At 38.8% G+C, this 11,900-nt stretch carries 11 protein-coding genes and 1 other annotated feature; of the genes, 8 read left to right on the top strand and 3 right to left on the bottom strand.

Annotation, left to right across the window (positions count from 1 at the left end; all coding sequences use genetic code 11):
* Positions 1 to 29: 29 nt before the first annotated feature.
* Positions 30 to 302, bottom strand: coding sequence for a hypothetical protein (locus tag FB379_RS00375; RefSeq protein WP_063387009.1), 273 nt, complete (start codon positions 300 to 302; stop codon positions 30 to 32).
* Between the two features lie 213 nt (positions 303 to 515).
* On the opposite strand from FB379_RS00375, the gene FB379_RS00370 reads away from it, so the two are divergent.
* The 5 genes from FB379_RS00370 (at position 516) to FB379_RS00350 (ending at position 6,303) form a co-directional block, all read left to right on the top strand.
* Positions 516 to 1,448 (top strand): beta-ketoacyl-ACP synthase III, encoded by a 933-nt coding sequence (locus FB379_RS00370; RefSeq protein WP_144596622.1) that lies wholly within the window; start codon positions 516 to 518, stop codon positions 1,446 to 1,448.
* 69 nt (positions 1,449 to 1,517) lie between these two features.
* Positions 1,518 to 2,762 carry a beta-ketoacyl-ACP synthase II gene (gene fabF / locus FB379_RS00365; protein WP_063387007.1) on the top strand — a complete coding sequence of 415 codons (1,245 nt, stop codon included), beginning with the start codon at positions 1,518 to 1,520 and terminating at the stop codon, positions 2,760 to 2,762.
* A 134-nt stretch (positions 2,763 to 2,896) separates the two neighbouring features.
* Positions 2,897 to 3,676: a DUF2268 domain-containing putative Zn-dependent protease gene (locus FB379_RS00360; protein WP_063387006.1), complete on the top strand. Its 780-nt coding sequence runs from the start codon at positions 2,897 to 2,899 to the stop codon at positions 3,674 to 3,676.
* Between the two features lie 91 nt (positions 3,677 to 3,767).
* A complete protein-coding gene (locus FB379_RS00355; RefSeq protein WP_158640140.1) occupies positions 3,768 to 5,414 on the top strand; it encodes a peptide-binding protein in 1,647 nt (548 codons plus the stop codon).
* A 136-nt stretch (positions 5,415 to 5,550) separates the two neighbouring features.
* Positions 5,551 to 6,303, top strand: coding sequence for a YjbA family protein (locus tag FB379_RS00350; RefSeq protein ID WP_144596617.1), 753 nt, complete (start codon positions 5,551 to 5,553; stop codon positions 6,301 to 6,303).
* Positions 6,304 to 6,417: 114 nt separating this feature from the next.
* Here the strand turns inward: FB379_RS00350 and trpS are convergent, their stop codons facing one another.
* A complete protein-coding gene (trpS, locus tag FB379_RS00345; protein WP_144596615.1) occupies positions 6,418 to 7,410 on the bottom strand; it encodes a tryptophan--tRNA ligase in 993 nt (330 codons plus the stop codon).
* Between the two features lie 46 nt (positions 7,411 to 7,456).
* Positions 7,457 to 7,675: a binding site (T-box leader), on the bottom strand.
* 336 nt (positions 7,676 to 8,011) lie between these two features.
* Here trpS and spxA point away from each other — a divergent pair.
* Positions 8,012 to 8,407: a transcriptional regulator SpxA gene (gene spxA, locus FB379_RS00340; protein WP_063387002.1), complete on the top strand. Its 396-nt coding sequence runs from the start codon at positions 8,012 to 8,014 to the stop codon at positions 8,405 to 8,407.
* A gap of 50 nt (positions 8,408 to 8,457) precedes the next feature.
* Here spxA and FB379_RS00335 read toward each other — a convergent pair whose 3' ends face one another.
* Positions 8,458 to 9,114 (bottom strand): TerC family protein, encoded by a 657-nt coding sequence (locus FB379_RS00335; protein WP_144596613.1) that lies wholly within the window; start codon positions 9,112 to 9,114, stop codon positions 8,458 to 8,460.
* A 268-nt stretch (positions 9,115 to 9,382) separates the two neighbouring features.
* On the opposite strand from FB379_RS00335, the gene mecA reads away from it, so the two are divergent.
* Together mecA and cls are read left to right on the top strand one after the other, a co-directional pair.
* The gene (mecA, locus tag FB379_RS00330; RefSeq protein WP_144596611.1) at positions 9,383 to 10,045 is read left to right on the top strand and encodes an adaptor protein MecA; all 663 of its coding nucleotides are present in this window, start codon (positions 9,383 to 9,385) and stop codon (positions 10,043 to 10,045) included.
* Between the two features lie 118 nt (positions 10,046 to 10,163).
* Positions 10,164 to 11,675: a cardiolipin synthase gene (cls, locus tag FB379_RS00325; RefSeq protein ID WP_144596609.1), complete on the top strand. Its 1,512-nt coding sequence runs from the start codon at positions 10,164 to 10,166 to the stop codon at positions 11,673 to 11,675.
* Positions 11,676 to 11,900: the final 225 nt, after the last annotated feature.

The raw sequence follows: 11,900 nt of genomic DNA, 5'->3' as shown, positions 1-11,900 counted from the left end.
AATTTTGGGGGATGGTTGAATTCATCCCCTTAATTTTTAAATAGTTTTTTAATTTGATTGACGAACGGCTTTATTTCTTTAATGATTGGCTTCAGCTCAGATAATTTTGTCACAATATCATCGACTTGCTCAAAAATTTTTTGATAGTCTGATTGCTCGTTTTGCTCGTTTTTTTCGGAAGTTTTTTCAGAATGAACCGGAAGCTGCCGGCCGAACATAAATTGGGTAAAAAAATCGGGTTCTGGTGCTTCTGCTTTCTCTTTTTCATCTTCCTGCCGCTCGTTTACGTTTTCATCACTCATTCCCGTTTCACCTTCCGTTCTTTTTTCCTTTTCATCCTATTTTATGAAACAAAACTGAGTAAGTAATAGACGATTAGCTCAATCTATCAGTCAAAAACAAGAAAACCTGTAGTTAACTGTTATGAAGCATATTGCTATAAGTAGAAAAATAATATAAAATTAGTACCAAGTCATAACATTTGATAATAATTTTTTGTGAAGGAGATGTTCTTGATGAGAGCTGGGATCATCGGGATAGGCCGTTATATACCGGAAAAAGTTGTGACTAACTATGATTTAGAAAAAATCATGGATACGTCTGATGAATGGATTCGAACAAGAACCGGCATTGAAGAGCGGAGAATTGCTTCAGATGATATGAAAACATCGGATTTGGGCGCAAGAGCGGCATTAGAGGCCATTGAAGATGCAAAAATTTCCCCGGAAGAAATCGATATGATAATAGTTGCGACCGCAACACCTGATCAATCCTTTCCGTCAGTTGCCTGTGTTCTGCAGGAAAGACTTGGTGCAAAACGGGCTGCTGCTTTGGACATAAGCGCCGCATGTTCAGGTTTTATTTATGCGATGGCAACGGCAGAGCAGTTTATACAAACAGGAGCTTATAAAAAAATTCTTGTCGTTGGAGCCGAAAAGCTTTCGAAAATTACGGATTGGAATGACCGTTCAACAGGTGTTTTATTTGGGGATGGTGCCGGGGCGGTTGTTTTAGGAGAGGTAAGTAATGACAGAGGGATTCTCTCATTTGAGCTAGGAGCGGACGGAAGCGGCGGCAAGCATTTATATGAAAAAGGCCATATTGTGATGAACGGGCGTGAAGTATTTAAATTTGCTGTGCGGCAGATGGGAGAATCAAGCATTAATGTACTGGAAAAAGCGGGATTAACGAAAGAAGATGTTGACTTTCTCATTCCGCATCAAGCAAATATCCGCATTATGGAAGCCGCCAGACAACGGCTTGAATTGCCGGAGGAGAAAATGTCCAAGACGATTCACAAGTACGGGAATACTTCCGCAGCATCAATACCAATTTCTTTATACGAAGAAGTAAAAGCTGGTAAAATAAAAGATGGTGATCTTATTGTGATGGTCGGCTTCGGCGGAGGTTTAACATGGGGAGCCATTGCATTAAGATGGGGACAGTAAAATCATTCAATCAAAAATAAAAATGCTTTTTTTCCGTCATACAAACCGAAAAAGGCGAGGTGTAATGATATGGAAAAACGTAGAGTAGTTGTAACAGGCATCGGTGCCGTGACACCGATTGGATTGGATGCGAAAACAAGCTGGGAAAATGCTTTGAAAGGTGTATCAGGCATTGGAGAATTGACGAGAGTCGATAAAGACATATTTCCTGTCAAAGTTTCCGCCGAAATAAACGATTTTAAACCTGAAGATTTTATGGATCGGAAAGAAGCGAGGAAAATGGACCGCTTCACACAATTTGCATTAGCCGCCTCGTTGATGGCGCTTGAAGATTCAGGTTTAAAAATAAATAATGAAAACCGTGAACGGGTAGGCGTTTGGATCGGTTCAGGCATAGGCGGAATGGAGACGTATGAACAGCAATTCGAAACTTTTCTGGAAAAAGGTCCGAGACGTGTAAGTCCTTTCTTTGTTCCGATGATGATTCCTGATATGGCAGCCGGACAGGTGTCCATAGCGATCGGTGCGAAAGGTCCAAATTCATGTACAGTCACTGCCTGTGCAACAGGATCAAATTCAATCGGCGATGCCTTTAAAGTAATTCAACGTGGCGATGCCGATGTGATGATTACGGGCGGAACAGAAGCGCCGCTGACCAAGATGGCTTTTGCAGGTTTCAGTGCAGCAAAAGCGTTGTCGACAAATCCTGATCCGAAAACTGCTAGCCGTCCTTTTGACAAAAACCGCGATGGCTTTGTCATGGGAGAAGGTGCAGGAATACTTGTTCTTGAAGAGCTGGAACATGCTTTAAAACGAGGAGCAAACATTTATGCAGAAATCGTCGGCTATGGATCAACAGGTGATGCCTATCACATTACACAACCGGCTCCTGGCGGAGAAGGCGGAGCACGTGCAATGAAAATGGCAATTCAAGATGCCGGCTTAAAACCGGAAGATATCGATTATATTAATGCCCATGGAACAAGCACCGAATATAATGATAAATTTGAAACATCGGCGATTAAAGAAGTTTTTGGCAGCCATGCTTATCAATTAACCGTCAGCTCGACAAAATCGATGACAGGTCATCTCCTTGGAGCAGCAGGAGGAGTTGAAGCTATTTTCACCATTTTAGCAGTGAAAGAAAATATAATTCCTCCGACAATTAATTATGAAACACCTGATCCTGACTGTGACTTGGATTATGCTGTTAATCAGGCTAAACAAAAAACAGTTCGGGCGGCGCTCAGCAATTCCCTTGGTTTCGGAGGACATAACGCCACGCTCGTTTTCAAGAAATTTGAAGAAGCCTGATGTCAACCTATAGGAAATTAAGGATTATATGAAACCGTTATTGCCTAAACAGGCAGTAGCGGTTTTTCTTTTTAAAAAAAAATTCAAACATCTTTCTTTTCTAATGAATAGTGTAGAAAAGGAGGTGCGAAGATTTGGGAGTTATTGACACAAAAAACTGGTTGAAGGAAAGCCGGAATCCAATCGAGCTTTGTGAAAAGCTAGAGAAATATTTTCACCATTTACAAGCGGAGGAAATCCATCACTACCTGTCACAATACGGCATGCTTCGAACTGGCTATGAACATTGGCTTGTTAAGGCTGATGATTCGAATATTTGGACAAAAGCAAATAACATTTTTTTGAAGTTAAAGAAAAGATGGAACGGTCCAGATGTCCCTATTTTTATTTTTCCTGTTGAAGAGCGAAAAAGTTTTTTTGGGAGAGATTTTAAAGGTCGTTCGGGGTTGTCTTTTCAGGATAAAATGTTTTTATTTTTATCGCCGGATGTAAAAAATGATGAGCTCATTGCGCTATTGATTCACGAATATCATCATATTTGCAGGCTTAGGAAAAATCCGAAGCACGAAAAAGACTATACGCTTCTTGATGCGATTATTTTGGAAGGTTTGGCGGAGCATACGGTTTACAGAACGATAGGTGAGCAGCATGTAACAAATTGGGTGAAAAAATATTCGAAGAGACAACTATACAGCTGGTGGAAAAATTTAATTGTTCCGAATCAAGACATAAAATGGGACCATCCGTTATTCGATCAGCTTTTGTTCGGAAAAGGCTTTTATCCGACCATGCTTGGATACGCAATTGGATATGATATCGTACAAACGTTTTATAAACAAAAACCGTTTTCAACAAAAGAAAGCTTTTATTTGCCTGCCGAACAATTCGTAGAAAGCTATGAAACAAAGGAATAGGCTCCTTTGTTTCTATATTTATTAATAATTTGGACAGACTGTGAATATGAATAAAAAATAGAACGAAACTTCCAATGATGGGGGAATGGATTTGGCACGATTAAAACGACCATGGCTGTATATATCGATTCTCTTGTTTTTATTGCTTATACATGGCTGCTCAAGTCTGGATTATAATAGAAAGCCGCAACCAACGGTTAAGGAGATAAAGGAGGAAGAGCTCGATCCGCTGATTGTTCCGGAAACATTTATAATCGGTTCAACTGAATCGCCGCAGCTTTTTAATCCTTTGTATTCTCTAGATGAATCAAGCTCGCAGTTAGAAGGGATGCTTTTTGATGGACTGGTGACAGTTGATGAGCAGCTGCGACCGAAACCGCATCTGGCTGAAAAGATTCAGCAATCTGAGAATGGACTTGAATATACGGTCACTATTCGGCGCGGGGTCAAATTTCATGACGGAAAAGAATTAACGGCGGATGATGTTGTTTTTACTTACAGCATTCCTTTAAGCCCTGATTATAATGGCGAAAGAAGTTCAGACTTTGAAATGATTGAAAGCATTGAAAAGCTTGATAAGTATACAGTGAAATTCCGTTTAAGAGAAAAAGACGCCTCCTTTCTTCCAGTCACATTATCATACGGCATATTGCCGAAGCATTTGTTGAAAAATGTACAGGTTGCAAAATTAAAGGAGCATAAGTTTAATACATCACAGCCTGTGGGCACTGGGCCTTTTCGGTTCGTAAAATGGGAAAAGAATGGATTCGTAGAGCTGGCCGCAAATGAACATTATTTTTTAGGGAAGCCTCGAATCAAATCAATCAAGTATAAAATTGTTCATAACCAGGAAGCTCTTTACGAACAGCTGAAAAACGGCGAGGTTCATTACGCCCCTGAAATAGAACTAACCAATGTAAAAAAAATAAAAAGGTTAAGAGGATTGGACGTTCAATCGAACATTTCCCATTCTTATGTGTTTATCGGCTGGAATGAAAAAAACGAACTTTTTCAAGATAAAAAAGTAAGGCAAGCCTTGACGATGGCGATCAACCGCAAAGCTATCGTTCGCAAGATTTTGCACAGACAAGGAAAGGAAGCACATATTCCAGAAACGCCTATTGCTTCTATTTTTACCGACGAAATTCAAACATTAAAGTATAACCGGAGAGAAGCAAAAAAGCTGCTGAAAGAAGCGGGATGGGAAGATACGGACAGGGACGGCATACTGGATCGAGAAGGAAAAGATTTCTCGTTTACGTTAAAAACGAACAAAGGAAATGTTGTTCGCGAAAAAGTTGCGTTGCTCGTGCAAAAACAATTGAAAGAGATCGGAATTGACGTGAAAACGGAGTTTTGGGAATGGGAAGATTTAATTAAGCAAATTTCACCGCCGAATTGGGATTACGATGCGTTGATTTTAGAATGGTCGTTATCTAAATTTCCGAATCATTTTGATATTTTCCATTCCAGTCAGAGAGAATATGGATTGAACTTTGTTTGGTGGGAAAACGAACAGGCCGACCTGCTGTTGTCTAAATCTAGAAAAATAATGGACGAAAGCGAACGAAAACAAATTTACAAGGAGATATTTCAAATTATCGAGGATGAACAGCCATATACAGTTTTATACTATCCGAAGGAATTTCGGGCGTTGCCTGAACGGTTAAACGGCTATATTTTTCATCCGAAAAATTACTTTTATAAAGTGCATGAATGGTCCTTTTCTGAAAGCTGACAGGCCTGAAATCCGCATTGATCAAAAGTGGAATACGTAATGATGAAAAGTTTTTTGGGCAATGAAAAATTTGGAATAAAAACCTTCTCCACTGACCATAATGATGACAAACAGTCTTGTAGTAAGGGGGCTAATTATGCTGAATTTGTACGATGTTTGGGTAAACTGGTTTGAAGGAGAAGAAAATGGTTATAATGTTTGTCATTTTCATGAATGGAGAAAGGATGATAAGGTTGAACTGTTAGACCAAGTACCGCTGATTAAAGTGAGTAAAGAACTTTATGATTATATTGAAAATGACTTAAAAGAACTGCCTGAAAAACTTTTAAAGGATGTTTACCAGAAGGCGTACGCCCGGAAAAACCATGAGAGAATTCAGCTAGATTATTGCTTTGTTGTTACGGACGGCAACGGCATTTTAGCAGTAGATACGATCGGATATACGACGCCAATTCGCAAAAGCCGGCTTATCCCAAGACAAGAGCAGCTTGTATATGACATGGTGAAGGATTTAGAGCCGGAATCATACGAGTTCTCACAAACAAATGACAAAGACAAAAAAGATTATCATCTTTTATCCCTTGCACCTGAATATATGCACGGATTAACCCGCAAAGAAAGACAGCTGAAACAGCTTTTGTTTATGGCTCTTGATCAATTGCAATCAACAAAAAATACGGCGGAAATGAAATATTGGTATACGGAATGGAATCCGTACATGTATGGTCAAATTCAATCACTCGGTTTTGAGGAAATTTGGACTATGCTTTATGAAGAAGCGATTGTCGGATGGTCCCAAAAGCATGAACAATTATGCGAACGATTAATAAAAGGGCAGCCTTTCTTTGAAAAGCTTTGGGAAATGGAGCAAGAACCGAAAGTAAATTAAGGAAGAGGGCACTATATCAGCCGCCCTCTTTTTATCGAACATATTTTTTTAAGCTAGTATATTTGTTTTGTTTAATCAGCTCCATCATCAATCGTCATTCGTTCGCTAGCGCTTTTATTTTCGTTTTTTTCTTCCCAATCCCATTGCATTCTCCATTTTTTTCAACATTTTGGATGCTACTTTGTTTGCTTCCTCCCGGCCTCTGTCTAAAATGTCATCAAGTTCATCAGAATCAATGAGCTCATAATATTTTTCCTGAATCGGCTTTAAAGTGTTAATGACGACTTCTGCCAAATCCGCTTTAAATTCACCATAGCCTTTTCCTTCGTATTTTGTTTCCAGGTCGGCAATTGACACGCCAGCTAAAATTGAATAAATAGATAAAAGGTTGGAGATGCCTGGTTTGTTCTCTTTATCATAACGAACCACTCCGTCTGAATCAGTCACAGCGCTTTTAATTTTCTTTTCAATTTTTTTTGGATCATCGAGAAGGGAAATAAACGATTTTTCATTCGCATCGGATTTGCTCATTTTTTTCGTCGGATCTTGAAGCGACATGATCCGGGCGCCGACTTTTGGAATGCGGACTTCCGGAATTTTAAAAATGTCGGCATATTTTTTGTTGAATCTTTCGGCTAAATCCCTTGTCAATTCCAAATGTTGTTTTTGATCCTCGCCGACTGGAACAAGATCCGTGTTGTACAAAAGAATATCAGCGGCCATTAAAGGCGGGTAAGTTAACAGTCCTGCTGAAACAGCTTCTTTTCCTTTGGATTTATCTTTAAATTGTGTCATTCTTTCAAGCTCGCCAATATAGGAAACGCATTGAAGCATCCATCCTGCCTGCGCGTGGGCGGGCACCTCCGATTGAATGAAAAGCGTAGATTTTTCCGGATCGATGCCGACTGCTAAATATAATGCAGCAAGGCTCTTAATGTTTTTTCTTAATTGAAGTCTGTCTTGCGGAACAGTTATGGCATGCTGATCGACAATGCAAAAATAGCATTTATATTCATGCTGGAGCTCTACAAATTGTCTCATTGCTCCGATATAGTTTCCGAGTGTTAACGTGCCGCTAGGCTGAATTCCTGAAAAGATCGTTTTCATGTGCAAACTCCTCCTGATTTTTTATATAAAAAAGCCCATCCGTCCGTATAGGGACGAATGGACCGCGGTGCCACCCTAATTATTTCACAAACATTCATGTGAAATCACTTTTCGTCTTTTAACGCAAGACAAAAACGCCGCAGCTTACTGATTTCAGCTGAGAGCTCAAAAGTCCATTTCCATACCGGACAGTGTTTGTTTCCACCAGCCACAAACTCTCTGAAAACTGTTTTCGGCATGTACTTCTCTTTCTCATCGCCTATGTATTCACTTACAGATGATTATAAAAAAATAGTTTATTCTTTGCAACTTCTCTGCGTCTTTCTGAAAAAATTTCCTTTTTGAAGTTTGATCGAGCCGAAAAAGGGGAAAAGTAAAGAAAGGAAAGTGGTGTTAATTGAGAATATGACCTTGAAAATGATCATCATTCACCGGTTGTAACACTTTTGTTATAATTTGAGAAATAAAAACATATAGGCGAAGTTGCTTTTTTATAGTATAATAATCAATACAAATTACTTTTTTAAATTTATTTTAATGTGAGATTGGCATAGTTTTTATATATACACCTATATTTTTCACGAAAAGGAGAGTGATTGGCATGGTAATATTGTATACATCTCCGAGCTGCACATCTTGTAGAAAAGCAAAATCTTGGTTAGAAAAGCATCAAATTGAATATAGAGAGCGGAACATTTTTTCCGAGCCGTTAACGATCGAAGAAATTAAAGAAATTCTTCGTATGACAGAAGACGGAACAGATGAAATTATTTCCACTCGTTCAAAGGTTTTTCAAAAATTGAAGGTTGATGTCGAATCGCTTCCTCTTCAGGAGCTGTATGATATTATCCGGAAAAACCCTGGAATTTTGCGCCGCCCGATTTTGATAGATGAAAAACGTCTTCAAGTCGGTTATAACGAGGATGAAATACGACGCTTTCTGCCAAGAAAAATTCGCACCTACCAGCTGAGAGAAGCTCAGAGAATGGCAAATTAAAAGGGATCGACGCCTTCCGTACGCAAAGCAAAATAGATTGCGGAAGGCTGTTATTTTTTTGTTATGTTGTAAAAAAGGGCAAAGAAAAGGATGAGACAAGCTGTGAAATAAGGGAGAGTTTGTGCAACAGCTTCAGTTTTCAACAGAGGGGTCATTTTTTCATCCGTTGCCATCATTTTACCTGCTGTATAAGCTAATATTCCTCCGCCCCCGTAAATGAGCAAAGGAAATCGGGACATGCCAGACATGATAAATCTGCTTCCCCAAATAATGATCGGAATGGATATAAGAAGACCTGTTATGACAAGAAAGATATTTCCTCCAGCTGCTCCAGCAACCGCAATGACATTGTCAAATCCCATAAAAAGGTCAGCCAAAACAATCGTTTGGATGGCTTTCCACAATGAGCGGTGGCTTTTCACGGAAGTATGCTCACCTTCATTTCCTGTCAATAATAAAAAGGCAATATACATTAAAAATAATCCGCCAAAAAACTGTAAAAAAGGAATGTTCAATAAATGGACAGCCAGTACCGTTAACAAAATTCGGCTGAGTATCGCGAGCATTGTTCCAAATAAAATACCTTTCCTTCGTTGATTTTCCGGCAAATTGCGGCATGCCAGCGCAATGACAATGGCATTATCTCCTCCTAATATGAGGTCAATGCCAATGATAAGGAATAAAGATGTGAAAAATTGTTCATCCATCAGTCAACCTCTTTTCAAATTATGGCTCGTACAATATATATGAAAAACGAAGTATTTTATGCGTTAATAGGTAAATAACGGTTTTTTTCAAAATCAAGGCTTTTTTTATTTCTTTATGAAGTGATTTATCATACAATAGAATTAGAATTGAACAACTTGGTGCTCGCGATGAAAATTTGGAAATTTTAAATTAGGAAGGAAAAGTGCAACGAATTCGGGGGTTTATTGTCCCTTCCAAAAATTTTAAAAAGAAGGGAAGGTTGTTCAAATGGAAATCGAACGCATTAATGAAAACACAGTAAAATTTTATATTTCATATGTTGACATAGAGGAACGAGGATTTGACCGGGAAGAAATCTGGTATAACAGAGAAAGAAGCGAAGAGCTGTTTTGGGAAATGATGGATGAAATTAATGATGAAGAAGACTTTCCGCTTGAAGGACCGTTATGGATTCAAGTTCATGCTAATGACAAAGGGCTTGAAGTCATTGTTACAAAAGCTCAGCTGTCAAAAGACGGACAAAAGCTGGAGCTTCCGGTAGTCGATGAAAAATTTAGGGAAATCCCGGTTGATGAAAATATAGAATCTTTGTTGGACAAACATTTTAATATGTCTGAACGATCTGCCTCAGATGAGAAAGATGAAACGGCGCAATTGCAATTTGTCATAAAGTTTCAGGACTTTGAAGACGTTATTTCGTTAGCATCCCATCGTTTGGACGGATTTTTGAATAGCTTATATGTATTTGAACAAAAATATTATTTATTCGTTGAATTTTCGGATAAAGACGATGAACAAATTGAAAATTTGCTCAGCATTATGCTTGAATACGGCCAGGAATCAAGGATGACAATTCACCGTCTTGAAGAATACGGAAAGCTGATTATGAAGGACAATGCCTTGGAACAAATCGAAACGCACTTTTCTTAAATTGCCGATTTCATGTTCGAAATCGGTCTTTTTTACTTAAGGAACGCTTAATATCTCAGATCAAATGAGATATGTCCAAATCGAGAGATAAGAAATATCGATTGCCTGGAGGAAGCTTATGAGAAAATTTCTGCAAGTAATCGTTTTTGCCATTGGTCTAGCCGTCATCTTATATTTAACAAAGAACATCTGGGAGGAATGGTTTTTAGGAGCCGTTTCCATTTTGTTCACGTTATCCATCATTTTTATCGGTTTTGTTATTTTCTTGGAAAACCGCCACCCAACTCAAACGCTTACTTGGCTTGTTGTTTTAGGAGGATTTCCATTAATAGGCTTCTTCTTTTATATATTTTTTGGAAGAAATGTCCGGAAGCATCGTCTATTTAAGAAAAAAGCTTTAATAGATGAGCAAGCTTATGCCAAATTTGAAACCAGCTTTCATACTTATGAAGATAAAATTAAATTCATGAGAAATCACCAGCGCCTTTTATTTAAGCTCGCCCATAAGCTTGGCCGCAGTCCGATTTCTTTTCGGACAAATACAAAGGTGCTGACGAACGGCATTGAAACATTTGACCATATTTTTCGAGAGCTTCAAAAGGCGGAAGATCATATTCATCTTGAATACTATATTGTTCGGCATGATGTAATTGGGCAAAAATTAAAAAAGCTGTTGATCGAAAAAGCGAAAAACGGTGTAGAGGTTCGATTTTTATACGATGCAGTCGGCAGCTGGAAGCTGTCCAAAAAATACAGGAAGGAGCTTCTTGATGCCGGGGTGGAAATGGTTCCATTTTTACCTGTAAAGCTTCCGTTTTTGTCTAACAATATTAACTTTCGCAATCATCGTAAAATTATTGTGATTGACGGAAAAGTCGGCTTTGTCGGAGGTTTAAATATAGGAGATGAATATTTGGGAAGAAATCCGTATTTCGGCTTTTGGCGGGATACGCATATGATGCTCGAAGGGGAAGGAGTACGGACGCTCAATCTTATTTTTTTACAGGATTGGTATTATATGACTGGGCAGAAGCTGCTTACCGATCGATATTTGCTGCCTCATTTTCAAATGGACGATAAAGAAGGAGGCGTTCAGCTAATCGCCGGCGGTCCTGATAATAAGTGGGAGGTCATTAAAAGCTTGTTCTTTTCGATGATCGTTTCCGCAAAAAATTCGATATGGATCGCCTCACCGTATTTTATTCCTGACGAGGATATAAAATCCGCTTTAAAGATTGCTGCGCTGAGCGGCATTGACGTTCGTCTCCTCGTTCCGAAAAGGCCTGACAAACGGATTGTATTTTATGCGTCGCGATCTTATTTTCCGGAGCTTTTAGAAGCCGGGGTTAAAGTGTACGAATATGAAAAAGGGTTTATGCACAGCAAAATCATTATTGTTGATGGCGAACTGGCATCGATCGGTACGGCGAATATGGATATGAGAAGTTTTCATTTGAATTTTGAAGTAAATGCTTTTTTATACCGAACGGACAGCATTGAAACGCTTGTAGAGGATTATATTCGAGACATTGAAAATTCAAGTGTCATCGACCTTGAACAATTCAAAAAACGCCCGCTATATATAAAGCTGTTTGAATCAACGTCGCGGCTTTTGTCTCCTTTATTATAAAACACCGTTTTTGATACAGCGGTGTTTTTTTTAGGATAAAGCTCTATTTGAGCGGATTTCACAACACCACGGGTGAATTGCCGACCGTCACGATGTAAAATGGCGAACCTTTATTGAAACGAATGAAGCAACATCTAACTTCCGCCTCTTTAGCGGCAAGCATGCGTTTTTGAAAAAAGTATATTTTTCCATGAATTGTTTCTGGCATCTTTTAAAACTTATGAA

Origin of the sequence: Aeribacillus composti, from assembly GCF_007827555.1 — a bacterium.
Classification (GTDB): domain Bacteria; phylum Bacillota; class Bacilli; order Bacillales; family Aeribacillaceae; genus Aeribacillus; species Aeribacillus composti.
The sequence above is the reverse complement of the archived record's forward strand: the minus strand, read 5'-3'. Positions and strand labels throughout refer to the sequence as shown.